Source organism: Nocardioides abyssi (assembly GCF_030412915.1).
Taxonomy (GTDB): Bacteria; Actinomycetota; Actinomycetes; order Propionibacteriales; family Nocardioidaceae; genus Nocardioides; species Nocardioides abyssi.
Window position 1 is genome coordinate 62,832 of record NZ_JAUHJR010000001.1, and the last position, 25,231, is coordinate 88,062.

General features: G+C 72.6%; 23 protein-coding genes. 22 read left to right on the forward strand and 1 reads right to left on the reverse strand.

Annotation, left to right across the window (positions count from 1 at the left end):
• Positions 1–367: 367 nt before the first annotated feature.
• Entirely contained in the window at positions 368–1,630 is a 1,263-nt protein-coding gene (locus QWY29_RS00325; RefSeq protein ID WP_300958619.1) for an HNH endonuclease signature motif containing protein, read from the forward strand.
• A 200-nt stretch (positions 1,631–1,830) separates the two neighbouring features.
• On the opposite strand, the gene QWY29_RS00330 is transcribed toward QWY29_RS00325, so the two are convergent.
• Entirely contained in the window at positions 1,831–3,114 is a 1,284-nt protein-coding gene (locus QWY29_RS00330) for an isochorismate synthase (protein ID WP_300958620.1), read from the reverse strand.
• Between the two features lie 140 nt (positions 3,115–3,254).
• Here QWY29_RS00330 and QWY29_RS00335 point away from each other — a divergent pair, with 140 nt between their 5' ends.
• The 21 genes from QWY29_RS00335 to QWY29_RS00435 all read left to right on the forward strand — a co-directional run bounded on the left by QWY29_RS00335 (position 3,255) and on the right by QWY29_RS00435 (position 25,200).
• Entirely contained in the window at positions 3,255–3,890 is a 636-nt protein-coding gene (locus tag QWY29_RS00335) for a hypothetical protein (RefSeq protein ID WP_300958622.1), read from the forward strand.
• A gap of 44 nt (positions 3,891–3,934) precedes the next feature.
• Positions 3,935–4,624 (forward strand): demethylmenaquinone methyltransferase, encoded by a 690-nt coding sequence (locus QWY29_RS00340; RefSeq protein ID WP_300958623.1) that lies wholly within the window; start codon positions 3,935–3,937, stop codon positions 4,622–4,624.
• 429 nt (positions 4,625–5,053) lie between these two features.
• A complete protein-coding gene (locus QWY29_RS00345; RefSeq protein WP_300958624.1) occupies positions 5,054–5,413 on the forward strand; it encodes an NADH-quinone oxidoreductase subunit A in 360 nt (119 codons plus the stop codon).
• 70 nt (positions 5,414–5,483) lie between these two features.
• The gene (locus QWY29_RS00350) at positions 5,484–6,038 is read left to right on the forward strand and encodes a NuoB/complex I 20 kDa subunit family protein (RefSeq protein WP_300958626.1); all 555 of its coding nucleotides are present in this window, start codon (positions 5,484–5,486) and stop codon (positions 6,036–6,038) included.
• The gene (locus QWY29_RS00355; RefSeq protein ID WP_300958627.1) at positions 6,035–6,805 is read left to right on the forward strand and encodes an NADH-quinone oxidoreductase subunit C; all 771 of its coding nucleotides are present in this window, start codon (positions 6,035–6,037) and stop codon (positions 6,803–6,805) included. Before QWY29_RS00350 ends, QWY29_RS00355 begins: the two co-directional genes overlap by 4 nt.
• Position 6,806: 1 nt before the next feature.
• On the forward strand, positions 6,807–8,147 hold the full coding sequence (locus QWY29_RS00360; protein WP_300958629.1) for an NADH-quinone oxidoreductase subunit D: 1,341 nt from the start codon (positions 6,807–6,809) through the stop codon (positions 8,145–8,147).
• An 82-nt stretch (positions 8,148–8,229) separates the two neighbouring features.
• Positions 8,230–9,045 (forward strand): NADH-quinone oxidoreductase subunit NuoE, encoded by an 816-nt coding sequence (gene nuoE, locus QWY29_RS00365; protein ID WP_300958630.1) that lies wholly within the window; start codon positions 8,230–8,232, stop codon positions 9,043–9,045.
• Complete coding sequence (gene nuoF, locus QWY29_RS00370) at positions 9,042–10,394, forward strand: NADH-quinone oxidoreductase subunit NuoF (protein ID WP_300958631.1); 1,353 nt, start codon at positions 9,042–9,044, stop codon at positions 10,392–10,394. Before nuoE ends, nuoF begins: the two co-directional genes overlap by 4 nt.
• A complete protein-coding gene (locus QWY29_RS00375) occupies positions 10,391–12,856 on the forward strand; it encodes an NADH-quinone oxidoreductase subunit G (protein ID WP_300958633.1) in 2,466 nt (821 codons plus the stop codon). Before nuoF ends, QWY29_RS00375 begins: the two co-directional genes overlap by 4 nt.
• Positions 12,853–14,199, forward strand: coding sequence for an NADH-quinone oxidoreductase subunit NuoH (gene nuoH / locus QWY29_RS00380; RefSeq protein ID WP_300958634.1), 1,347 nt, complete (start codon positions 12,853–12,855; stop codon positions 14,197–14,199). Before QWY29_RS00375 ends, nuoH begins: the two co-directional genes overlap by 4 nt.
• Entirely contained in the window at positions 14,199–14,768 is a 570-nt protein-coding gene (gene nuoI, locus QWY29_RS00385) for an NADH-quinone oxidoreductase subunit NuoI (protein WP_300958635.1), read from the forward strand. Before nuoH ends, nuoI begins: the two co-directional genes overlap by 1 nt.
• Positions 14,765–15,625, forward strand: coding sequence for an NADH-quinone oxidoreductase subunit J (locus QWY29_RS00390; protein ID WP_300958636.1), 861 nt, complete (start codon positions 14,765–14,767; stop codon positions 15,623–15,625). Before nuoI ends, QWY29_RS00390 begins: the two co-directional genes overlap by 4 nt.
• Before the next feature lie 5 nt (positions 15,626–15,630).
• Positions 15,631–15,924 (forward strand): NADH-quinone oxidoreductase subunit NuoK, encoded by a 294-nt coding sequence (gene nuoK / locus QWY29_RS00395; RefSeq protein WP_300959579.1) that lies wholly within the window; start codon positions 15,631–15,633, stop codon positions 15,922–15,924.
• Positions 15,925–15,936: 12 nt separating this feature from the next.
• Entirely contained in the window at positions 15,937–17,871 is a 1,935-nt protein-coding gene (nuoL, locus tag QWY29_RS00400) for an NADH-quinone oxidoreductase subunit L (RefSeq protein WP_300958637.1), read from the forward strand.
• Positions 17,868–19,556 (forward strand): NADH-quinone oxidoreductase subunit M, encoded by a 1,689-nt coding sequence (locus QWY29_RS00405; RefSeq protein WP_300958638.1) that lies wholly within the window; start codon positions 17,868–17,870, stop codon positions 19,554–19,556. Before nuoL ends, QWY29_RS00405 begins: the two co-directional genes overlap by 4 nt.
• Before the next feature lie 2 nt (positions 19,557–19,558).
• The gene (nuoN, locus tag QWY29_RS00410; RefSeq protein WP_300958639.1) at positions 19,559–21,169 is read left to right on the forward strand and encodes an NADH-quinone oxidoreductase subunit NuoN; all 1,611 of its coding nucleotides are present in this window, start codon (positions 19,559–19,561) and stop codon (positions 21,167–21,169) included.
• Positions 21,166–22,188 carry a polyprenyl synthetase family protein gene (locus QWY29_RS00415; RefSeq protein WP_439117367.1) on the forward strand — a complete coding sequence of 341 codons (1,023 nt, stop codon included), beginning with the start codon at positions 21,166–21,168 and terminating at the stop codon, positions 22,186–22,188. The genes nuoN and QWY29_RS00415 overlap by 4 nt, the downstream gene beginning before the upstream one ends.
• Positions 22,189–22,270: 82 nt before the next feature.
• Positions 22,271–22,594: a hypothetical protein gene (locus QWY29_RS00420; RefSeq protein WP_300958640.1), complete on the forward strand. Its 324-nt coding sequence runs from the start codon at positions 22,271–22,273 to the stop codon at positions 22,592–22,594.
• The gene (locus QWY29_RS00425) at positions 22,594–23,649 is read left to right on the forward strand and encodes a SprT family zinc-dependent metalloprotease (RefSeq protein ID WP_300958642.1); all 1,056 of its coding nucleotides are present in this window, start codon (positions 22,594–22,596) and stop codon (positions 23,647–23,649) included. Before QWY29_RS00420 ends, QWY29_RS00425 begins: the two co-directional genes overlap by 1 nt.
• Positions 23,646–24,155: a DUF4919 domain-containing protein gene (locus tag QWY29_RS00430; protein ID WP_300958643.1), complete on the forward strand. Its 510-nt coding sequence runs from the start codon at positions 23,646–23,648 to the stop codon at positions 24,153–24,155. Before QWY29_RS00425 ends, QWY29_RS00430 begins: the two co-directional genes overlap by 4 nt.
• Entirely contained in the window at positions 24,148–25,200 is a 1,053-nt protein-coding gene (locus QWY29_RS00435) for a WD40 repeat domain-containing protein (RefSeq protein ID WP_300958644.1), read from the forward strand. Before QWY29_RS00430 ends, QWY29_RS00435 begins: the two co-directional genes overlap by 8 nt.
• Positions 25,201–25,231 lie beyond the last annotated feature (31 nt).

Here is a 25,231-nt window from a genome sequence, read left to right on the forward strand (position 1 = left end):
GCTTCCCGGCTCACGGCAGCCTCGCCTCGGCTGCTGCCTCCGGCTGGTTGAGGAGGGCCGCCAGGCCCGTCTCGAAACCCGCCGCCCCGCTGGTCGAGCAGCGAGCCCTCGGCGAGCGTCGACGAGACCCTGCAGCCGACCTTCGGCATGCGGGCCTGGGTGGTCGCGGTGGGAGCAGCGATGAGGACGGGTACGCCGTGGCTCGCGGTTGCTTCCCGGCTCGCGGCGGGCGGTTTCGGCTGGTTGAGGAAGGCGCGCAGCGCCTGTCTCGAAACCCGCCGAGACTCGTTGAAGTTGTTGTCCGAATGCTGGTCTGACCTGGGGAAACAGCCCCGTGACTGTCGGTGGTCGCTGCTTGAGTAGACCCATGGCCAAGGACTCCCGACACAGTGCGCACCCGGTGTGCCGCGCGGTTGCGAAGTCCCGCAAGAAGGCCCGTTCGGCCTGCAGCTCCCAGCTGTGGCAGATGTCGGATGACGAGGTCTCGACCGCCCTGCTGGAGGCGACCCGGCTCCGGGCCCAGGTCGAGGCCCTCGAGCTCAAGCTGGCCGCCGAGGCCGACCGCCGCGCGGTCGGCGACAAGGTCGGCGCGACCGACACCGCCTCGTGGTGGGGACACGAGACCCACCAGGACCGACCGACGGCCAAGCGGCGGATGCGCTTGGCCGAGTCGCTGGACCGTCATACGCCGACGTCGGCCGCGCTGGCGGAGGGCGCGATCAGCGTCGACCACGCGAAGGTCATCGCCGACTGCGTCGACCGGCTGCCCGACGACCCGCCCGACGCGACCATCCCGGAGCGGGCCGAGAAGCACCTCTTGAACGAGGCGCTCGACGTCACGCCGAAGACGCTGGCGATCCTGGCCAAGCATGTCCTCACCGTCGTCGCACCCGGGATCGGCGAGGAACGCGACGCCCGCGCCCTCGAACGAGAAGAACGCGAAGCCCGCGCCAACGCCTGGCTCACGATGTGTCCCGACGGCAAAGGATCGGTGCGCGGCAAGTTCTCCATCCCCACCCTGCACGGCGAGATGCTGAGGAAGATGCTGCTCGCGTTCGCTGCCCCGAAGCACCAAGCCGCCGTCAAGGGCGAGGAGGCTGCAGAAGCAGGGGATCGCCGTCCTTCGCCGGAGCGGATGGGCGACGCGTTCTGCGAGCTCCTCGAACGCCTGCCCGCCGATCGCCTCCCGAACCTCGGCGGACTCAACGCCTCCGTCGTCGTCACCATCGACTACTCGAGCCTGACCAGCGACGCCGGGCGAGCGGCTCTGGACGACGGCCAGCCGATCTCCGCGTCGATGGCGCGCCGGATGGCCTGCGAAGCCGGCCTTCTCCCCGCCGTCCTCGGCACCCGGAGCGAGGTCCTCGACCTGGGACGCACCGCACGGCTGTTCTCCGCCGGCCAGCGGCGGGCCCTCGCGGTCGGCCAGCGCACCTGCACCGCGACCGGATGCGACTGGTCCGCCCACCTCTGCCACGCCCACCACGACGAGAGCTGGCTCCGAGGCGGCCACACCGACATCGGCAACGCCCGGTTGCTCTGCCCGCGGCACCACGCCCGCATCCACGACCCACGCTTCGAGACCACGATCCACCCCGACAACCAGGTCACGTTCCACATGCGGACCTAGACCGCGATACCGCCGGTCGAGCAGCGAGCCCCGGCGACACCGCCGGTCGAGCAGCGAGCCCCGGTGGCACCGCTGGTCGAGCAGGGAGGCGCGCCGGCGCCGGCCGTTGACGAGACCCCGCGACGGGCGCAGGGCAGCGACCACGGTCACCGGGGCTCGAGACGGTTGCCAGCGCAACCTCCGACCGGCGGGAGGAGGGGTCAGTCGGCGAGGGCGTCGCGGACGGGGACGAACTTGGCCTGCGACTCGGCGAGCTCGGACTCAGGGTCGGAGTCGGCGACGACCCCGCAGCCGGCGAAGAGGCGGACGGAGTCGCCCTCGTGGAAGCCCGAGCGCAGGGCGATGCCCCACTCGCCGTCGCCGGAGGCGTCCATCCAGCCGACGGGGCCGGCGTACTGGCCGCGGTCCATCCCCTCGATCCGCGAGATGAGGGCGGTGGCCTCGGGGGTGGGGGTGCCGCCGACGGCCGCGGACGGGTGCAGGGCCTCGGCGAGTTGGAGCGAGGACACGGTGGCGGCGTCGTGGACGACCCCGTTGACGTCGGTGGCGAGGTGCATGACGTTCGGCAGGTGCAGGACGAACGGCGCCTCGGGGACGTTCATCGACGAGCAGTGCGGCTCGAGCGCGTCGGCGACCGAGCGGACGGCGTACTCGTGCTCCTCGAGGTCCTTCGACGACCGCGCCAGCGTCGCGGCCAGCGCCAGGTCGCGCTCGTCGTCGCCGGTGCGGCGGATGGTGCCGGCGAGCACGCGCGAGGTGACCAGGCCGCGCTCGCGGCGGACGAGCATCTCGGGCGTCGCGCCGAACATGCCGTCGACGTGGAAGGTCCAGCACATCGGGTAGCCGGTGGCCAGGCGCCGCAGCGGCCACCGCACGTCCAGCGGCTCGGCAGCGGTGGCGATGAGGTCGCGGGCGAGCACGACCTTCTCCAGCTCGCCGCCCTCGATCCGGGAGACGGCGTCGGCGACGACGCTCATCCACCGCTCGCCGTCCAGGGCGCCGTCGGCGAAGGTCAGCCCGACGGGCGGGGGAGGTACGTCGCGGACACGGACGTCCGCGACCGGCTCCGGCGCGTCGGCCGGCGAGACGGTGGTGACCCAGGCCCGGTCGCCGCGGCGGCCGACGACGACCGACGGCACGACGAGCACCGAGTCCCCGGGCTCGTCGGCGAAGGCGAACGTCCCGAACGACACGAGCCCGGTGCCGGGCTCCTGCACCTCGTCGACGACCTCGGCGCGGGCGACCATCTCGCTCCACCACTTGGCGGCGTCGGCGAACCGGGTCGGCCCCTGCGTTCGCAGCCGCGCCGCCACGCCCCAGCCGACGATCCCCTCGCCGCGACGCAGCCAGGTGACCGGGGCGTCCGACGGGAGGAGGTCGAGCAGCGAACCGAGCGCTGCGGGTGAGTCCGGGTCGAGCGCGGTCGTCCGCGCGACCAGCCGGCCTGCGGACACCTGCTCGTCCGGAGCCGTACGGGTGGTCACCCCGCGAGCCTACCCGCGGGTCCGGCCCGGTCCGGAGGCCAGGCGGACCCGCTCAGCGGCGTCTCAGGCCGGCCGGTTAGCGTCCCGGGGGCGCCCGTCCGGGGTGCCCGGCCCTGCAGTCAGCACCCAGGAGTACTCCCGTGAGCAGCCCCACGACCTCGTCCGCCAAGACCACCGTCCTCGGCCTCCTCGCCGGGCTCGTCGTGCTCGCCCTGCTGGTGGTCTTCGCCGTGCTGCTGCCCCGGGCGACCGACGGCGCCGGCGCGGAGGAGTCGCTGGGCCTGCCCGACACGCTGCCGGGCGGCTACACCGCGGCCGACCTGGAGAAGGCGTTCACCGAGCAGTACGACGCCGACCAGGCCAAGACCGTCGCCGACCGCGAGTCCGCGGCCCGCGAGCACGCCGACGAGGTGCTGGGCGACGTCTACGAGTACGCCGTCGAGACCCGCGTCTACGCCAGCGAGGACCTCTCGACGGCCGTCTCGGTCCAGGCCTTCCGCGCCCCCGGCGGCGCGTTCGCGCCGGAGCGGATCTCCGAGGACGGCGCGGCCGCGTCCGGCGTGGCCACCCAGGAGCTGGTCCGCGAGGGCGACGCGGTCTGCATCGTGCAGCGCGCCGCCGCCGACCCCGCCGCCGGCGCGCCCCAGGGCGACACCCCGTCGTACGTCTCGTGCCAGCGCAGCGAGGACGACCTGACCGTGCAGGCCGCCGCCGGCGCGATGTCCGCCGAGGACCTCGTCGCCATCGTCGACGCCGCGTGGGACGCCGTCGTCTGAGCCGCGGGTACGGCGGCGCCGTGCCGCCGCCGTAGGGTTCAGCCGTGGCCCGTGCAGAGCTCGACAAGCAGCCGACCGACGTCCGTCGGATGTTCGACGCGGTCGCGCGTCGCTACGACCTGACCAACGACGTCCTGTCCCTGGGGCAGGACCGCCGCTGGCGCCACGAGGTCATCGAGGCGGTCGACGCCGGCTGGGGCGACCTGGTGCTCGACCTCGCCGCCGGCACCGGCACCTCGAGCCAGCCCTTCGCCGACCGCGGCGCGACCGTGGTGCCGTGCGACTTCTCCCTCGGGATGCTCCGCGTCGGGAAGCAGGCCCGCCCGCACCTGCCGTTCACCGCCGGTGACGGGACCCGGTTGCCGTTCGCCGACGACACCTTCGACGCGGTGACGATCTCCTTCGGGCTGCGCAACATCGTCGACCCGCTGGCCGGCCTGCGCGAGATGCGCCGGGTCACCAAGCCGGGCGGGCGGCTCGTGGTCTGCGAGTTCAGCCACCCGACCAACGCCGCGTTCCGCACGGTCTACCTGGAGTACCTCATGAAGGCGCTCCCCGCGATCGCCCGCGCGGTCTCCTCCGCGCCGGACGCCTACGTCTACCTCGCCGAGTCGATCCGCGCCTGGCCCGACCAGCGCGGCCTCGCCGACCTCGTCGCCGAGGCTGGCTGGGAGCGCCCCGAGTGGCGCGACCTCTCCTCGGGCATCGTCGCCCTCCACCGCGCGACGAAGTAGCGCCGCCCCGGCCGATCTACCCGACCCCGACCCGACCCCCGAAGGTCGGTCCGCGGTTGTCCACAGGTGCGGGCGCCCCGGCGGGGTAGTCCGTGACGGTCCGCAGGCCCGGGAGCCCGATCCGCCTGCCGAACGTCACGGACTATCCCGGCGACCGCGCGCGGGCTGTGGACAAGGGTGGACTGCGCCACAAGCCGCGTGCACGCACCGTTCCCGCAGGTCAGACCGGCGATCCATATAAGCAACGCCGCCGTGTCCTAAATGCCCAGGTCAGACCCGGTTTGACCGGTTCCCACCCCCGGGGTGCACCAACCCGGGGCGAGTGGCACTATGTGTTCCGCACCACTTAGTGATTCTGTTCACAAGGTCACATGGTGCACGGAAGCGACACCCGACCGACGTTCCGATCAGGACCGAACAGGAGTGCCCGTGGAGCTCTACACGCCGGTGCTGGCCCTCGTCGCGCTGGCCACCCTGTTCGCGGTCGGCTCGGTCGCGATGAGCGCGCTGGTCGGCCCCAAGCGCTACAACCGGGCCCGGCTCGACAGCTACGAGTGCGGCATCGAGCCCACCCCGCAGCCGGTCGGCGGCGGCCGCTTCCCGGTGAAGTACTACATCACCGCGATGCTCTTCATCGTCTTCGACATCGAGATCATCTTCCTCTACCCGTGGGCCGTGCACTTCGACGCGATGGCCTTCTTCGGGCTCATCGAGATGGTCGTCTTCATCGCCACCGTCTTCGTCGCCTACGCCTACGTGTGGCGCCGCGGCGGCCTCGAGTGGGACTGAGAGCCGCGATGCACCTGACCTCGCGCACCTCGCGACTCCCAGCACCTGCACCTGCGGAAGGAACTGCCTGATGGGCATCGAGGAGAAGCTCCCCAGCGGCGTCCTGCTGACGACCGTGGAAGGCGTCGCCGGCTACATGCGCAAGGCGTCGTTCTGGCCCGCGACCTTCGGCCTGGCCTGCTGCGCCATCGAGATGATGACCAGCGGCGGACCGAAGTACGACCTGGCCCGCTTCGGCATGGAGGTCTTCCGCGCCAGCCCGCGCCAGGCCGACCTGATGATCGTGGCCGGGCGGGTGAGCCAGAAGATGGCGCCGGTCCTGCGCCAGATCTACGACCAGATGGCCGAGCCCAAGTGGGTGCTGGCCATGGGCGTGTGCGCCTCGAGCGGCGGCATGTTCAACAACTACGCGATCGTCCAGGGCGTCGACCACGTCGTGCCGGTCGACATGTACCTCCCCGGCTGCCCGCCGCGCCCGGAGATGCTCATCGACGCGATCCTCAAGCTCCACGACCAGGTGCAGCAGACCAAGCTCGGTCCCCACCGCGCCCGCGAGGTCGAGGAGCAGGAGAACGCCGCGCTCCGTGCCCTGCCCACCTCGGACATGAAGGGCCTGCTGCGGTGACGGACGACGACAAGACCGGCACGGCCGACAAGACCGACACGACCGGCAAGGCCCCGGACCAGCGCGCGGTCGAGGAGTCCCCGGAGAACGCCCCGGCCACCCTCGACCCCGAGGTGCGCGCCGTCGGCGCCCGGCACGGCATGTTCGGCACCCGAGGCTCCGGCGACACCAGCGGGTACGGCGGTCTGGTGCAGCCGGTGGTGTATCCCGGCCTGGCCCGTCGTCCGCTGGACGGCTGGCACGAGGAGGTCGCCTCCGCGCTCGACGCCGCGCTGGCCGCGGCCGGTGTGAGCGACGGGATCGAGGGGGTCGTCGTGCACCGCGGCGAGCTCACCTTCCACGTCCGCCGCGACGCGCTGCCGTCGGTCGCCCGGGCGCTGCGCGACGACCCGTCGCTGCGTTTCGAGGTGCTCAGCGGGGTGAGCGGGGTGCACTATCCCGACGACGCCGGTCGCGAGATCCACGTGGTCCACCACCTGCTGTCGATGACCTGGAACCGCCGGGTCCGCCTCGAGGTCTCGGTGCCCGACGCCGACCCGCACCTGCCGTCGGTCGTGACGACGTACCCCACGGCCGACTGGCACGAGCGCGAGACCTACGACATGTTCGGCGTGGTCTTCGACGGCCACCCCGCGCTCACGCGCATCCTCATGCCCGACGACTGGCCGGGCCACCCCCAGCGCAAGGACTACCCGCTGGGCGGCATCCCCGTGGAGTACAAGGGCGGCAGCGTGCCGCCGCCCGACCAGCGACGGAGCTACAACTGACATGACCGCTGACCAGGATCTCTACGCCAGCTCGACCGAGACCACCGAGGGACGGGTCTTCACCGTCTCCGGCCAGGACTGGGACCAGATCGCCGAGGGCCTCGCCGAGGACGACACCGAGCGTGTCGTCGTCAACATGGGCCCCCAGCACCCGTCGACCCACGGCGTGCTGCGGCTGATCCTCGAGCTCGAGGGCGAGACGGTGACCGAGGCCCGCTGCGGCATCGGCTACCTGCACACCGGCATCGAGAAGAACATGGAGTTCCGCTCCTGGGTCCAGGGCGTCACGTTCTGCACCCGGATGGACTACCTCTCGCCGTTCTTCAACGAGGCGACGTACTGCCTGGGCATCGAGCGGCTGCTCGACATCGAGGACCAGGTGCCGGAGAAGGCCACCGTGATGCGGGTGCTCCTCATGGAGCTCAACCGCATCTCCTCCCACCTGGTCGCGATCGCGACCGGCGGCATGGAGATCGGCGCGCTGACGGTGATGACCGTCGGCTTCCGCGAGCGCGAGCTGGTGCTCGACCTGTTCGAGCTGATCACCGGCCTGCGGATGAACCACGCGTTCATCCGCCCCGGCGGCGTCGCCCAGGACCTCCCGCCGGGCGCGCTCGACGAGATCCGCGCGTTCGTGGCGCTCATGCGCAAGCGCCTGCCGGAGTACGCCGCGTTGTGCAACGCCAACCCGATCTTCAAGGCACGTCTCGTCGACGTCGGCCACCTCGACCTCGAGGGCTGCGTGGCGCTCGGCATGACGGGCCCGGTGCTCCGCAGCACCGGCTACCCGTGGGACCTGCGCAAGACCCAGCCCTACTGCGGCTACGAGACCTACGACTTCGACGTGCAGACGTGGGACACCGCGGACTCCTACGGCCGGTTCCGCATCCGGCTGGCCGAGATGGAGGAGTCGCTGAAGATCGTCGAGCAGGCGGCCGAGCGGCTCGCCGGCCTCGAGGGCGCCCCGGTGATGATCGAGGACAAGAAGATCGCCTGGCCCAGCCAGCTGGCCATCGGCAGCGACGGGATGGGCAACAGCCTCGACCACATCCGCCACATCATGGGCGAGTCGATGGAGGCCCTGATCCACCACTTCAAGCTGGTGACCGAGGGCTTCCGGGTGCCGGCGGGCCAGGCCTACGTCCCGGTCGAGGGGCCGCGCGGCGAGCTCGGCGCGCACGTCGTCTCCGACGGCGGCACCCGTCCCTACCGGGTCCACTTCCGCGACCCGTCGTTCACCAACCTGCAGGCGACGAGCGTGATGAGCGAGGGCGGCATGGTCGCCGACGTCATCGTCGCCATCGCCTCCATCGACCCCGTCATGGGAGGTGTCGATCGATGAAGCTCACCCCACGGAGTTCTTCGCTCCTCCGCTCTGCTCCTCCGCGAACAACACCGCGGGGACCCCGAAAGGTCGGTGGCCGATGATCAGCGACGAGTCGCTGGCCGAGCTGCGCGCGATCGCCGCGCGCTACCCGCAGCCGCGCTCGGGCCTGCTGCCGATGCTGCACCTGGTGCAGTCGGTCGAGGGCCGGATCACCCCCGAGGGCATCGAGGCCTGCGCCGACGTGCTCGGCATCTCCGCGGCCGAGGTCAGCGGGGTCGCGACGTTCTACACGATGTACAAGCGCAAGCCCGTCGGCGACTACCACGTCGGCGTCTGCACCAACACGTTGTGCGCGGTCATGGGCGGCGACGAGATCTTCGCCCGGCTCAAGGAACACCTCGACGTCGGCAACGACGAGACCACCGCCGACGGCAAGGTGACGCTGGAGCACCTCGAGTGCAACGCGGCCTGCGACTACGCGCCGGTGATGATGGTGAACTGGGAGTTCGTCGACAACCAGACCCCCGAGTCGGCGGTGCAGCTGGTCGACGACCTCCGCTCGGGAGCCGAGGTCCGCTCCACGCGGGGCCCGCGCATCTGCACCTGGCGCGAGGCCTCCCGGGTGCTCGCCGGCTTCCCCGACGGCCGCGTCGACGAGGGCCCGAGCGCGGGCCCGGCGTCGCTGGTCGGCCTCGGCATCGCGGCCGAGCGCGGCTGGTCCGCGCCGTCCGTCGAGGAGGCCCAGGACGCCCAGGACGCGCGCGACGGCGAGGGCGGCCACGCGGTCGCCGAGGAGCCGGAGCGCGAGGCGGCGGCCACCGAGGACGCCGGCACGAAGGAGGCCGAGGCCGCCGTGGTGGAGAAGGAGAGCCCGACCACCGGGACGGCCGCGGAGAAGGGAGACGCGCAGTGACCGAGACGTCCGCTCGCACGACCGACACCCTCACCCCGGTGCTCACCGCGGGGTGGGCCGACGAGCGCTCCTGGACCCTCGACGCCTACGCGCGCCGCGGTGGCTACGAGGCGCTGGACAAGGCCTTCGCGATGGGCCCCGACGCCGTCATCGGGGCGGTCAAGGACTCCGGCCTGCGCGGCCGCGGCGGGGCGGGCTTCCCGACCGGGATGAAGTGGTCCTTCATCCCGCAGGACAACCCGAACCCGAAGTACCTCGTCGTCAACGCCGACGAGTCCGAGCCGGGCACCTGCAAGGACATCCCGCTGATGATGGCCAGCCCGCACACGCTGGTCGAGGGCGTCATCCTCAGCAGCTTCGCCATCCGCGCGCACACGGCGTTCATCTACATCCGCGGCGAGGTCCTCCACGTCATCCGCCGCGTCCAGGCCGCGGTCGCCGAGGCGTACGCCGCCGGCCACCTCGGTCGCGACATCCACGGCTCCGGCTACGACCTCGACGTCGTGGTGCACGCCGGCGCGGGCGCCTACATCTGCGGCGAGGAGACCGCGCTGCTCGAGGGCCTCGAGGGCCGGCGCGGGCAGCCGCGGCTGCGGCCGCCGTTCCCGGCGGTGGCGGGTCTCTACGCCAGCCCGACGGTCATCAACAACGTCGAGTCGATCTCGTCGGTGCCGAGCATCATCGCCCACGGCGCCGAGTGGTTCTCGAGCATGGGCACGGAGAAGTCCAAGGGCTTCGGGATCTTCTCCCTCTCCGGCCACGTGCAGCGCCCCGGCCAGTACGAGGCGCCCCTGGGCATCACGCTGCGCGAGCTCATCGACCTCGCCGGCGGGATCCGCCAGAAGTCGGACGGCCAGCGGCACGAGCTGAAGTTCTGGACCCCGGGCGGCTCCAGCACGCCGCTGCTGACCGCCGAGCACCTCGACGTACCCCTGGACTTCGAGGGCGTCGGCGCGGCCGGCTCCATGCTCGGCACCCGGGCGCTGCAGATCTTCGACGAGACGGTCTGCGTGGTCCGCGCGGTGCTGCGCTGGACGGAGTTCTACAAGCACGAGTCCTGCGGCAAGTGCACCCCGTGCCGCGAGGGCACGTGGTGGCTGGTGCAGACCCTCGCCCGGCTGGAGAAGGGCCAGGGCAGCGAGGCCGACCTCGACCTGCTGCTCGACCAGTGCGACAACATCCTGGGCCGCTCGTTCTGCGCGCTCGGCGACGGCGCCACGAGCCCGATCTCGAGCTCCATCAAGTACTTCCGCGAGGAGTACCTCGCCCACCTCACGCACGGCGGCTGCCCGTTCGACCCGGCCGCCTCGACCGCGTGGTCCGACCGCACCGTGGGAGCGACGGCATGACGCTGCAGCAGGACCGCACCGGCCAGGAGGTCGACCGCACCGACCTGGTCTCCCTGACCATCGACGGCGTCCAGGTCAGCGTCCCGAAGGACACCCTGGTCATCCGCGCCGCCGAGCAGGTCGGCATCCAGGTGCCCCGCTTCTGCGACCACCCGCTGCTCGCGCCGGTCGGCGCGTGCCGCCAGTGCCTGGTCGACGTCCCCGACGCCGGCAACGGCCGCGGCTTCCCCAAGCCGCAGGCCTCGTGCACGCTGCCGGTCGCCGAGGGCATGGTCGTCAACACCCAGGCGACCAGCGAGGTGGCCGACAAGGCGCAGCAGGGCGTCATGGAGTTCCTGCTGATCAACCACCCGCTGGACTGCCCCGTCTGCGACAAGGGCGGCGAGTGCCCCCTGCAGAACCAGGCGATGTCCAACGGCCGCGGGGAGTCCCGCTTCGCCGCCAGCGGCGGGGTCAAGCGCACCTACCCCAAGCCGATCAACATCTCCGCGCAGGTCCTGCTCGACCGCGAGCGCTGCGTGCTGTGTGCGCGCTGCACGCGCTTCTCCGAGCAGATCGCCGGCGACCCGTTCATCGCGCTCATCGAGCGCGGCGCGCTGCAGCAGGTCGGCATCTACGAGAAGGAGCCCTTCGAGAGCTACTTCTCCGGCAACACGATCCAGATCTGCCCCGTCGGCGCGCTCACCAGCGCGGAGTACCGCTTCCGCTCGCGCCCCTTCGACCTCGTCTCCACCCCCGCTGTCGCCGAGCACGACGCCTGCGGCTCGGCGATCCGCGTCGACCACCGCCGCGGCAAGGTCATGCGCCGCCTGGCCGGCAACGACCCCGAGGTCAACGAGGAGTGGATCACCGACAAGGACCGCTTCGCGTTCCACTACGCCCGCCAGGCCGACCGGCTGACCTACCCGCAGGTCCGCGACACCGACGGCTCGCTGCGGCCAGCGTCGTGGCCCGAGGCGTTCGCCGTGGCCGCCCGCGGTCTCGCCGAGGCCGGCGCCGTCGGCGTACTGCCCGGCGGCCGGCTCACCGCCGAGGACGCCTACGCCTACAGCGTCTTCGCCCGCGTCGCGCTCGGCACCAACGACGTCGACTTCCGCGCCCGTCCGCTCTCCGCGGAGGAGGCGGACTTCCTCGCCTCCGAGGTCGTGCTCACCGGCCCCTGGGCCGGCGCCGTGACGTACGCCGACCTCGAGGCCGCGCGGACCGTCGTCCTGCTCGGGCTCGAGCCGGAGGACGAGGCCGGCGCGATCTTCCTGCGGCTGCGCAAGGCGTCCGGCCGGGGCACGCGCGTGCTCTCCGTCGCGCCCTTCAGCAGCCGCGGCCTGCGCAAGATGGCCGGCGTCCTCGTCCCGGCCGCGCCCGGTACCGAGGCCGAGGTGATCGCCTCGCTGGCCGAGCGCTCCGAGCACGGCCTCGACACCGACACCGTCCTGCTGGTGGGGGAGCGGCTCGCGACCTCGCCCGGCGCCCTCACCGCGGCGGCCGCGCTCGCCCGGCGCACCGGCGCCCGGCTGGCCTGGGTGCCGCGCCGGGCCGGTGACCGCGGCGCGGTCGAGGCGGGCTGCCTGCCGACGCTGCTGCCCGGCGGCCGCCCGGTGGCCGACGCCGGCGCCCGCGTCGACGCAGCGACCACCTGGGGCGTCGACTCGCTCCCGGAGGCCCCCGGTCGCGACGCCGACCAGATCGTGGCCGCGCTGGTCTCCGGCGAGCTCGGTGGTGTGGTGGTCGGCGGGGTGGACCCCGACGACACCGCCGACCCGGCCGCGACCCGCGCCGCGCTGCGCGCCGCCCGGTTCGTGGTGGCGCTCGAGCTGCGCGAGACGGACGTGACCCGCGAGGCCGACGTCGTCCTCCCCGTCGCGCCGGTCAGCGACAAGGCCGGCACGTTCATCACCTGGGAGGGCCGCCCGCGTCCCTTCGACCCGGTCTTCACCCACCCCGGCTCGCTGCCCGACCTGCGGGTGCTCGCCGGCATCGCCGAGGAGCTCGCAGCGCTCGGCCGCGGCCGTCCGCTGGGCTTCCGCACCGTCGACGACGTCCGCGCCCGGATGGCCGAGCTCGGCGGCTGGGACGGCGAGCGTCCCGCGCCGTCGGCCGACCCCGCGCCCACCTCCCTCGCGCCCACCGGGCACAGGGACGGGCAGGCAAGCGCCGGCACGGACGGCATGGTGCTCGCCACCTGGAAGCAGATGCTCGACCGGGGCTCCATGCAGGACGGCGACGACGCGCTGCGGGCCACGGCCCGGATGCCGGTCGCCCGGGTGACCGCGGCGACCTACGACGTCGTCGGCCCCACCGTCACCCTCACCGGTGACCGCGGCTCGGTGACGCTGCCGGCCGAGATCACCGACGACCTGGTCGACGGCGTGGTCTGGGTGCCGGCGAACTCCTTCGGCGACGGGGTGCTGGCCGGCCTGGCCTCGCCCGGCTCGCGAGTCAGCGTGAAGGGAGCGGGCGCGTGACCCCTCTGGCGGCCGACGGGCCGGACCTCTCGGCGTTCGGCGGTGATCCCTGGTGGGTCATCGGCGTCAAGACGCTGCTGATCTTCGTGGTGCTGGTGCTCCTCACCCTGTTCAACATCTGGTGGGAGCGCCGGGTCGTGGCGCGCATGCAGCACCGCATCGGCCCCAACGTCAACGGGCCCTTCGGCCTGCTGCAGTCGCTGGCCGACGGTGTGAAGCTGGCGCTGAAGGAGGACATCATCCCGACGGCCGCCGACAAGGTGGTCTTCCTCCTGGCCCCGGTGATCGCGGTGGTCCCGGCGTTCGTCACGTTCTCGGTGATCCCGTTCGGTCCGGAGGTCAACTTCTTCGGCGAGCGGACCCCGCTGCAGCTGACCGACATGCCGGTCGCCGTGCTGTTCGTGATGGCGATCGCCTCGGTCGGCATCTACGGCATCGTGCTGGGCGGCTGGTCCAGCGGGTCGACGTACTCCCTGCTCGGCGGCCTGCGCTCGAGCGCGCAGATGATCTCCTACGAGGTCGCGATGGGCCTCGCGCTCGTCGCGGTGTTCCTCTACGCCGGCTCGATGTCGACCTCGGAGATCGTCGAGGCCCAGGACGACCTCTGGTTCGGCCTGATCCTCGTGCCGTCGTTCGTCATCTACGTGATCGCGATGATCGGCGAGGTCAACCGCGCGCCGTTCGACCTCCCGGAGGCCGAGGGCGAGCTGGTCGGCGGCTTCCACACCGAGTACTCCTCGCTGAAGTTCGCCCTGTTCTTCCTCGCCGAGTACATCAACATGGCGACCGTCTCGGCCCTGGCCACGACGCTGTTCCTCGGCGGCTGGCACGCGCCGTTCTGGATCGACGAGCTGTACGCCGGGTTCAACGAGGGCTACTGGCCGGTGCTGTGGTTCTTCGGCAAGGTCCTGTTCTTCATCTTCTTCTTCATCTGGCTGCGCGGCTCGCTGCCCCGCCTGCGCTACGACCAGTTCATGGCGTTCGGCTGGAAGCGGCTCATCCCGGTCGCGCTGGTGTGGATCATCGCCGTGGCGACGATCCGCGCGATCTCGCTGGAGGGCGGCATCGACCGGCGCTACCTGCTGATCGCGATCGGCGTGCTGGCCGTGGTCTTCCTGGCGCTGTTCTTCGTCGGTGACTCCGACGACGACGGCGACCGCACCGACGGCGATCGCGCCGGCGGCGAGCGACCCGAGACCGGCCCCGGCTCCGGGGTGAGCACCGGCACCGCCGGTGGCTTCCCGGTCCCGGCGATGCCGGCCGGCGGCCCGGTCCGCGGCGCGGCCGCGCCGCTGACCTTCGACCACCCGTCCAGCACCCGCTCGACGGCAGGAGAGAGCTGATGGCGACGATCAAGGAACAGTTCTGGGACCCGATCGCGGGCTTCGGCGTCACCTTCCGCACGATGTTCAAGAAGGTCGTCACCGAGCAGTACCCGTTCGAGAAGCAGCCGACGGCACCGCGCTTCCACGGCCGGCACCAGCTCAACCGCTGGCCCGACGGCCTGGAGAAGTGCATCGGCTGCGAGCTGTGCGCCTGGGCGTGCCCGGCCGACGCGATCTACGTCGAGGGTGCCTCCAACGTCGACCTGCCCGACGGGTCGGGGCGCTACAGCCCCGGTGAGCGCTACGGCCGCGTCTACCAGATCAACTACCTGCGCTGCATCCTGTGCGGGCTGTGCATCGAGGCGTGCCCGACGCGCGCGCTGACGATGACCAACGAGTACGAGCTGGCCGACGACAACCGCGCGGACCTCATCTACGAGAAGTCCGACCTGCTCGCGCCGCTGCTGCCCGGCATGGAGCAGCCGCCGCACGCGATGCTGCTCGGGTCCGACGAGGGCGACTACTACCGCGGCACGACGCGGGCCCCGGGCGACACCTCCGAGGTGGGGTCGGAGGGGACGGCATGACCGCCTTCTGGATCCTCGCGCCGGTCATGGTGATCGCCGCGCTCGGCATCCTCGTGGTGCGCAAGGCCGTGCACGCGGCGTTGCTGCTGGCCGTGGTGATGATCAGCCTCGCGGTGCTCTACGCCGTCCTCGAGGCGCCGTTCCTGTTCGCGGTGCAGATCATCGTCTACACGGGCGCGATCCTGATGCTCTTCCTCTTCGTGATGATGATCGTCGGCGTCGACGCCTCCGACTCGGTCGTGGAGACGATCCGCGGCCAGCGCGCGATGGCGGTCGTGCTGGGTGTCGGGCTCGCCGTCGTCCTCATCGCCGGGGTCGGCCAGCTCACCCTCGGCACCGTGGTCGGCCTCGACGCCGCCAACGAGGGCGGCAACATCGAGGCCCTCGCCAACATCCTCTTCTCCCGCTACGTGTTCGTCTTCGAGACGACCAGCGCGCTGCTGATCACCGCGGCGGTCGGGGCGATGGTGCTCGCGCACCGCGAGCGCACCGGCCCGCGCCCGACGCAGGCCTCGCTGGCCGCCCAGCGGGTGCGGGGCTACGCCGAGCGCGGCGAGCACCTCGGTCCGCTGCCGGCGCCGGGTGTCTACGCCCGCCACAACGCGGTCGACACCCCGGCGCTGCTGCCCGACGGCACGCCGGCGGAGTCGTCGGTCTCGCGCACGCTGGCCGCGCGCGGCACGATCCGCAACGCCCCCGACCTGGCCGACGACATCGAGGACGTCCAGCGCTCGCTCGGCGGACTGCCCGGCGGCTCGGGCACGCCCGCGGACACCTCGGCCGGCTCCGGCCACAACACCGAGAACCCGAGCACCGGCACCGGCGGCCCGGGAACCGACGAGGAGGCCCACCGGTGACCGACGTGACGCCGTACGTCGTGCTGTCGGCGATCCTGTTCAGCATCGGCTGCGTGGGGGTGCTGACCCGCCGCAACGCGATCGTGGTGTTCATGTGCGTGGAGCTGATGCTCAACGCCTGCAACCTCGCGCTCGTGGCCTTCGCCAAGCAGCACGGCAACCTCGACGGCCAGATCGCGGCGTTCTTCGTCATGGTCGTGGCCGCCGCCGAGGTCGTCGTCGGGCTCGCGATCATCATGACCATCTTCCGCACGCGCCGGTCGGCCTCGGTCGACGACGCCAGCCTGCTGAAGTACTGAGGAAGAGGACGGATGTACTCACTGTCCGAGGCTGCCCACCAGGTGCCGGTCATCGAGCCGAGCGCCGCGGACGGCACCTTCTCCCTGCTGTGGCTGGTCATCGGCCTGCCGCTGCTCGGCGCCGTCGTGCTGCTGCTCGGCGGCCGGGCCACCGACCGCTGGGGCCACTGGCTGGGCACGCTGATGTCGCTGGCGTCCTTCGCGGTCAGCCTGCTGCTCTTCGTCGAGCTGCTCGGCCGCGACGAGGGCGACCGGTCGATCACCCAGCACCTCTACGACTGGATCGCCGTCGGTGACCTCCAGGTCGGGATGGACCTGCTCTACGACCCGTTGTCGGCGCTGTTCCTGCTGCTGATCACGGGCGTCGGCTCGCTGATCCACGTCTACTCCATCGGCTACATGGAGCACGACCCGCGGCGCCGCCGGTTCTTCGCCTACCTCAACCTGTTCGTCGCCGCGATGCTGATGCTGGTCCTGGCGGAGAACTACCTGGGGCTCTTCCTCGGCTGGGAGGGCGTCGGCCTGGCGTCGTACCTGCTCATCGGCTTCTGGCAGCACAAGCACTCCGCTGCCGCGGCGGCCAAGAAGGCCTTCGTCATCAACCGCGTCGGCGACATCGGCATGGCGCTGGCGATCGCGCTGCTGTTCACGACCTTCGGCACCACCAGCTTCACCGCGATCAGCCAGGTCTCCGGCGCCGCGGAGGAGGACACGCTCACCGCGGTCGGCCTGCTCCTGCTGCTCGCCGCGTGCGGCAAGTCCGCCCAGGTGCCGCTCCAGGCCTGGCTGCTCGACGCGATGGAGGGCCCGACCCCGGTCTCGGCGCTCATCCACGCCGCGACCATGGTCACCGCCGGCGTCTACCTCGTCGTCCGGTCCAACTTCATCTTCGAGCTCGCCCCGACCGCGCAGACGGTGGTCGTCATCGTCGCCACCGTCACGCTCCTGTGGGGTGCGGTCATCGGCTGCGCCAAGGACGACATCAAGAAGGCGCTGGCCGGCTCCACGATGAGCCAGATCGGCTACATGATGCTCGGCGCCGGCCTCGGCGTCGCGGGCTACGCGTTCGCGATCTTCCACCTGATCACCCACGGCTTCTTCAAGGCCAACATGTTCCTCGGCGCCGGCTCGGTCATGCACGGCATGAACGACGACGTCGACATGCGGCGGTACGGCGCGCTGCGGCACGCCATGCCGATCACGTTCCTGACCTTCGCGATGGGCTACCTCGCGATCATCGGCTTCCCGGGATTCTCCGGGTTCTGGTCCAAGGACAAGATCATCGAGACCGCGCTGGCCGAGAACTGGGTCGTCGGCGTGCTCGCGCTGCTGGGTGCCGGCATCACCGGCTTCTACATGACCCGGCTGATGCTGATGACCTTCTTCACCACCAAGCGCTGGAAGGACGACGTGCACCCGCACGAGTCGCCCGGCGTGATGACCGTGCCGCTGGTCGTGCTGGCCGCCCTCTCGGTGCTCGGCGGCGTGCTGCTGCTCGGTGACTGGATCGTCGACTGGCTGGCGCCGGTCGTCGGCGAGGCGCCGCACCACGAGCCGCCGCTGCCGATCATCGTGATCACGCTGCTGACCGTCGCGGTCGTCGCCGTCGGCGTCGCGGCCGCCTGGTTCCTCGTCGGCAAGCGCGAGGTCCCGCTGACCCCGCCGCAGGACGTGTCGTTCGCGACCCGTGCCGCCCGGGCGGACCTGTACGGCGACGGGATCAACGACCTGCTCGTCGGCCGTCCCGGCACGGCGACCGTCCGCGGCCTGGTGACCGGCGACCGCACGCTGGTCGACGGGGTCTTCACCGGCGGCTCGTCGGGCATCAAGGCCGTCGGTGACCTCCTGCGGCGCCTGCAGAACGGCTTCGTCCGCTCCTACGCCCTGTCCGTCCTCGGCGGCGTGCTCCTCGTCGTCCTCGCACTCCTGGCGGTGAACCTCGCATGAGCGACTTCCCCTGGCTCACCGTCCTGGTGGCCGTGCCGCTCGTCGGCTCGGTCGTCGTCGCCGCGCTCCCGCGCGCCGAGCTGGCCAAGCTGGTCGCGCTGCTCGTCTCCGTGCTGACCCTCGGGGTCGGCGTCGCGGTCGCGCTGCAGTACGAGCTGCGCGAGGGCATGCAGCTGACCGAGACCCACGACTGGATCTCCGCGTTCGGCGTCCACTACGCCCTCGGCGTCGACGGGCTCTCGCTGCTGATGGTCCTGCTGACCGTCGTCCTCGTCCCGCTCGTCCTGGCCTACTCCTGGACCCACGCCGACCCCGGCAGCGGCGCGAGCGGCTCCGCCCGGTCGTTCTTCGCCTGGGCGCTGGCGCTCGAGGCGCTCTCCCTCGCGGTCTTCCTCGCCACCGACGTCTTCCTCTTCTACGTCGTCTTCGAGGCCACGCTGATCCCGGCGTACTTCCTCATCGGCGGCTTCGGCAAGGCCGGCCGGGGCGCGGCCGCGGTGAAGTTCCTGATGTTCCAGCTCGGCGGCGGCTTGGTGCTGCTCGCCTCGGTCATCGGGCTCTACGTCGTCTCTGCGCAGGCCGGCGAGCCGTCGTACCTCCACTCCGACCTCGCCGCGCTCGACATGTCGACCGCGGCCGAGCGGTGGATCTTCGCCGGCTTCCTCATCGCCTTCGTCGTCAAGGCGCCCCTGTTCCCGCTGCACACCTGGCTGGCCGACACCACCGAGAAGGCCACCCCGGGCACGAGCGTGCTGCTGGTGTGCGTGCTGGACAAGATCGGCACCTACGGCATGCTGCGCTTCTGCCTGGAGCTGTTCCCCGGCGCCTCGCAGTGGGCGACGCCGCTGGTCGTCACGCTCGCGCTGATCTCGATCGTCTACGGCGCGCTGCTGGCCATCGGCCAGGACGACCTGCTGCGGCTGGTCGGCCTCACCTCGCTGAGCCACTTCGGCTTCATCACCCTGGGCATCTTCGCCTTCAGCAGCCAGGGCCAGAGCGGCGCGATCCTCTACATGGTCAACCACGGCCTCGGCACCGCCGCGCTGTTCCTGACCGCCGGCCACGTGATCGAGCGGCGGGGCACCTCCTCGATCCGCCGGATGGGCGGGATGGAGAAGCTCGCGCCCGTGCTGGCCGGGTTGTTCCTCGTCGCCGGCCTGGCCACGCTGAGCCTGCCCGGCCTGAGCCCGTTCGTCTCCGAGCTGCTCGTCATCATCGCGGCCTTCGACTACCACTGGTGGGTGGGCGCTGTCGCGGTGACCGGCATCGTGCTGGCCGCGATCTACGTGCTGTCGATGTACCAGCGCGTGATGACCGGGCCCGGCCCCCTGGCCGGCGACCACGCCGCCGCCGGCGAGCACCACGACGACCCGGCGCACCGCGAGCCGGCCGGCCACGGCACGGCCGCGGGCCCGGGGACCGGCACCGCGACCGCCACCCGGCCCGAGGCGGCCGTCGCGCCGCCGGCGGTGCCCGAGGCGCGGGACCTGCGCCCGCACGAGGTGGCGGTGCTGACGCCGCTGGTCGTGGGCCTGGTGCTGTTCGGCTTCTTCCCGATGCCGCTGTTCGACGTGGCGAACCCCTACGTCGAGGACCTGATGGCCCGCGTCGACGTCGACGACGACGCCCCGGCCGTGCCGCCGGGGACGACCGTCGAGCACGCCGCTGAAGAGGGAGCTCACTGAGCATGGACTTCGTCAAGCCGACCATCGAGTACGCCGAGCTCGCTCCGCTGCTCATCGTCCTCGGCGGCGCCTGCCTCGGCGTGGTGGTCGAGGCGTTCCTGCCCCGGGCCGTGCGCCGCACCGTGCAGGTGGCGCTGGCCACCGTCGTGCTCCTCGCGGCGTTCGCCACCACGATCTGGGTCGCGACCGACCTGGCCGAGGTGGCCGACGGTGCCGCGCGCGGCCTGCTCGCCGCCGAGGGCACGATCGTCGTCGACGGCCCGACCGTCTTCCTGTGGGGCCTGGTGCTCCTGCTCTCCCTCGGTGGCGTGGCCCTCTTCGCCGAGCGCCGGATCGAGGGCGGTGTCTCCGCGTTCGCCGGCCAGGCCGCGGCGCTGCCCGGCACCGAGGCCGAGCGCGAGGTCTCGACCCGCGGCTGGGAGCACACCGAGGTCTACCCCCTGCTGCTCTTCGCGGTCGGCGGCATGATGCTCTTCCCCGCCTCCAACGACCTGCTGACGATGTTCGTCGCGCTCGAGGTGCTCTCGCTGCCGCTCTACCTGCTGACCGGCCTGGCGCGGCGCCGCCGCCTGCTCAGCCAGGAGGCCGCGCTCAAGTACTTCCTGCTCGGCGCCTTCTCCTCCGGCTTCTTCCTCTACGGCGTCGCGCTCGTCTACGGCTTCGCTGGCTCCATGCAGCTGGCCGCGATCGCCGAGGCGGTCCGCAACGACACCGGCAACCAGGGCCTGCTCCTCGTCGGCATGGGCATGCTCGCCGTCGGCCTGCTGTTCAAGGTCGGTGCGGCGCCGTTCCAGGGCTGGACCCCCGACGTCTACCAGGGCGCACCGACCGCGGTCACGGCGTTCATGTCCGCTGCCACCAAGGTCGCCGCGTTCGGCGCCCTGCTGCGGCTGTTCTACGTCGCCTTCGGCTCCGACCGCTGGAGCTGGCAGCCGATGATGTGGGTCATCGCGATCCTCACCATGGTCGTCGGCGCGGTCGTCGCGGTCTCCCAGACCGACGTGAAGCGGATGCTCGCCTACTCCTCGGTGGCCCACACCGGGTTCCTGCTGACCGGCGTGCTCGGCGTCCAGGGCGCCGGCGAGCTGGCCGACGGCCAGGTCACCTCGCTCCAGGCGGTGCTGTTCTACCTGGCGACGTACGGCGTCGCGACGCTCGGCGCGTTCGCGGTCGTCACGCTCGTGCGGGACTCCAACGGCGAGGCCACCCACTTCGACCGGTGGGCCGGGCTGGGCCGCCGCTCGCCGTGGCTGGCCGGCGCGTTCGCGCTCTACCTGCTCTCGATGGCCGGCATCCCGCTGACCGCCGGCTTCGTCGGCAAGTGGGCGGTCTTCACGGTCGCGATGTCCGCGGGCGCCTGGCCGGTCGTGCTGACCGCGATCGCCTCCAGCATCGTGGCGATCTTCTTCTACGTCCGCTACATCCGGATCATGTTCTTCGCCGAGCCCGACGTCGGCCCCGACGGCCACCCGGGCGAGGTGGCGTCGGTGACCACGCCGTCCCTGCTGACCTCGGCGACCATCGCGGCCGGCGTGCTGGCGACGATCGTGATCGGCGTCGTGCCGGGGCCGGTTCTCGATCTCGCGTCCCGTGCGGGAGACTTCATCAGGTGAGCTCCCGATCGACCGTGGGCACCTCGTCCGCGGGCCTGGCCCTGCCGGTCACCGACCCGACCCTCGAGGCGCGCCTGCGCGATCGGATGGTCGAGGTCGAGGAAGCGCTCTACGCGCACGTGCAGAGCCGCTACCCCTACGTCACCGAGGCGGCCAGCCACCTGCTCGACGCCGGCGGCAAGCGGTTCCGGCCGCTGCTGGTGCTGCTGGCGGCCGAGACCGGTCCGGATCCGCTGGCCGCGGAGGTCCTCACCGCGGCGTGCGTCGTGGAGATCACCCACGTCGGGTCGCTCTACCACGACGACGTCATGGACGAGGCCGACCTGCGCCGCGGGGCCGTCTCGGCCAATGCCCGCTGGGACAACCACGTCGCGATCCTCACCGGCGACTTCCTCTTCGCGAAGTCCTCCGAGCTCACCGCGCAGCTCGGTGCGGACGCGGTGCGCATCCAGGCCGAGACCTTCAGCCGGCTCGTCGAGGGGCAGATCCTCGAGACCGTGCCGCCGGCCGAGGGGGAGGACCCGCTCGCGCACTACCTCGACGTGGTCGCCGGCAAGACCGGCTCGCTCATCGCGACCTCCGCGCGCTACGGCGCCCGCTTCGGCGGCGCGTCGGCCGAGGTGGAGGAGGCGCTGACGGCGTACGGCGAGATCGTCGGCTCCGCCTTCCAGCTCTCCGACGACATCCTCGACATCGCCTCGGAGTCCGCCGAGTCGGGCAAGACCCCGGGCACCGACCTGCGCGAGGGTGTCCCCACGCTGCCGGTGCTCATGGCCCGCGCGTCGACCGACCAGGCCGACGCCCGGCTGCTCGAGCTGCTCGACGCCGACCTCTCCGACGACGCCCTGCACGCCGAGGCGCTCGGCCTGCTGCGCCAGCACCCCGCCCTCGAGGAGGCCCGGGCGTACGTCGTGGGCCGCGCCGCCGAGGCCAAGGCACTGCTCTCGGTGCTGCCCGAGGGCCCGGCCCGCGCCGCCCTCGAGGCCTTCGCCGACGCCGTGGCGGTCCGCTCCGCCTGACGCCCGTCCGGCGACCGACCCGGCGTTTCCCCGGGCCGGGGCCGGGAAGGGTCTCCTCGATGCGACGCGAGGAGGAGCTCGGATGAGCCAGCTGCAGGTGGTCCCGGCCGACATGGCGCAGGCCGCGGACGCGGTCCGCGACAGCGCCGCCGAGGCCCGGACCCTCGGCTCGTCCGGCCACCTCGCCACCGCGGCGGGTGCCCTCCCCGGAGCGGACTGCGTCGATCACCTCGGCGAGCTCGGGAGCTCGTGGGACACCGGCGTCGAGGCCTGGGCCGACGACGTGACCGGCTTCGCCGAGGACCTGACCGCCCACACCGACGACGTCACGGGCACCGACGCGGGGGCCGGTGGGCTCCTCGGCGGCCTGGGCGGGCTCGTCGGCAGCGAGGACGAGGAGGGCTGATGCCGGCGACCTTCGGTGACGTCCGCCTGTGGCGCGCGGCCCCTCTCGGCACGGCCGGGGACGGGCTCAAGAGCGACGCCGACGGGCTCGAGCGCTGCCGCGACACCCTGGTGGCCCAGGCGGTCCCCGAGTCGTGGACGGGCTTCGCGCGCTTCATGGCCGAGGGGCGGCGTCGCCTGCTGGTCGCGCGGATCGAGGCGCACGTCGAGGGCAAGCGCGCCGTCCAGCGCGCGCTCTACACCGCCGAGAGCGAGGTCGCCGCGATCGAGCGGCTCGTCGCCGACGTGGAGGCCACGGCGAGGAGCCAGGAGTTCGCCCTCGGCGACGACGGTTCGGTCACCGACGTCAGCGACCCGCCCACGTTCGACGGCATCGACGGCGTCGTCGAGGCGGTGCAGTGGACGGTCCGACGCACCGCCCTCGCCCAGGCCCTCGCCGACGACATCACCACCATCCTCGGCAAGGCGGCCGCCGTCGACGCGCTGCTGAGCGGCAGCATCCCGAGCGGACACGTCGACGCCGTGGACGAGCGCGGTGTCCCCTCGCCGGAGGTCGCCGAGCAGTGGGCGACGATGACCGACGACGAGCGGCGCGCCTTCATCGAGGAGTACATCGAGGAGTACGCCGAGATGATCGGCATCGACACCCCCGCGCTCGTCTGGGAGCCGGAGTCGTGGGGTCCCAACGGCCAGGCGCGTGACGGCGGGGCGACCATCGCCCTCAACGAGCGCCTGCTCGACGACCCGCAGATCATCAACACCCTGGCCCACGAGATGCGCCACGCCCACCAGTTCGAGGCGATCGACGACCTCGACGGGTTCCGCTGGCCCTGGCAGGACGACCCGTTCGACCACCACGAGGACCTCGGGGTCACCGAGGACCAGGCCGAGACCTGGCGCGACAACTTCGACGACTACCAGGACGCCGACGCCGACGGCTTCGAGGCCTACTACGAGCAGCCGGTCGAGGTCGACGCCCGCGAGGAGGGCCGCGAGGTGCTGGAGGACATGACCGCCGAGGAGCTCGAGCGGCTCGCCGAGGAGGGGGCCCGATGAGCACCCTCGACGCCCACCTCGACGCCTGGCTGGCCGACCCCTCCCCGGAGACCCGGCAGCCGCTCGTGGCCGCCGCTCGGGCCGGCGGACCGGACGACCGCGACCGGCGGCCCGAGGGCGCCCGGATGCTGCGCGAGGGCGACGCCGCGGGGGCGCTCCGCGTGCTCGAGTCCGCGCTCCCCGGTGCGCTCCTCAGCCCCTCGGTGCACACCGGGCTGGCGACGGCCCTGGCCGCGCTCGGCCGGCCCGAGGAGGCCCAGCGGCAGCAGCGCATCGCCCGGGCCGCGGTCGACGCCGTCCTCGCCTCCGGCGACGGCACCGCCGACCGGCCGTGGTCGGTGCTGCGGGTCGCCGACGAGCACGACGTGCTGCGGGCGCTCGGCCGGCGCCCGGAGAGCCAGAGCCTGGTCGAGCGCGACGGCCGCACGCTGGACCGCCTGGTCACCACCGACGGCGGCGAGGCCTGGTTCGTCGTGCCGCTCGCCCCTGCACCGGCCCGTGCGTAGGCGCGGGCGAGCGGCGGCTGCCGTCGCCGCGCCGGTGCTGGGGCTGGTGCTGCTCGGCGGGTGCGGCGACGACGAGGCCGGCGCCGGCCGGGGCGGTCCCGCGACGGGCAGCACCGGCGTCGCGGGCGACGTGCCGTTCGAGCTCGTGACGACCGACGACCTCGTGGTCAGCCCGGACGGGGGTCGGGTGCTCGCCGACTGCTGGGACGCGCTGTGTACCTGGGACACCGGGTCCGGGCGCCTGGCGCGGGACCCCGACCGGGGCCAGGTCGCGGTCGCGCCCGACTGGTCCACCGTCGCGACGGTCGACGGGGGCGACGTGGTGCTGGTCGGGCTCGACGACGGCGAGCCGGTGCGGACGCTGCGCGGGCTCCCCGATGCCGAGGTCACCGACGGCTCCCCGGTGACGGCCGTCGCCTACAGCCCCGACGGCGCGCTGGTCGCCGCTGCCGGCCTCGACGGCTCGGTGCGTGTCTGGGCCGCCGACGACGGCAGCGAGCGGGCGGCGTTCACCGCGGCGTACGCCCCGCAGGCCCTGGCGTTCAGCCCCGACGGTTCGCTGCTCGCGCTCGCCGGCGGCGGACCGGTCGAGGTCCGCGGCACCGACGACGGCGAGCTCGTCGGCGCCGTCGAGGAGTCCGGCCGCAACGGCGCCGTCGCGTGGACCCCGGACGGCCGCCACCTCGTCGGTCCGGGGACGGACGAGGCGCCGACCGCGTGGCGGGTGCCGGGGCTCGAGCCGGTCGACGACCTGCCGGGGGTCCGCCTGCACGAGGTGGCGGTGGCCCCGGACGGGCGGACGGTCGCGGTGACCGCCTTCGACACCACCGCTGTCCGGCTGTGGCGCCCCGAGGCGCTCGGCGGGCCCGGCCGCGCGCGGACGCTGGCGGGCCACGTCGGCGAGCCGGGCGCGGTGGCGTTCGCGCCCGACGGCGCCACGCTCTGGTCCGTCGCCGCCGACGACGGGGTGCGGGGCTGGGACGTGCGCTCGGGCCGCCCGACCGCGACGACCTTCGCGCTGCCCGCCGGCCCTCCCGCTGGTTGAGCCGGGAGGCGCCCCGGCGCCGACCGTGTCG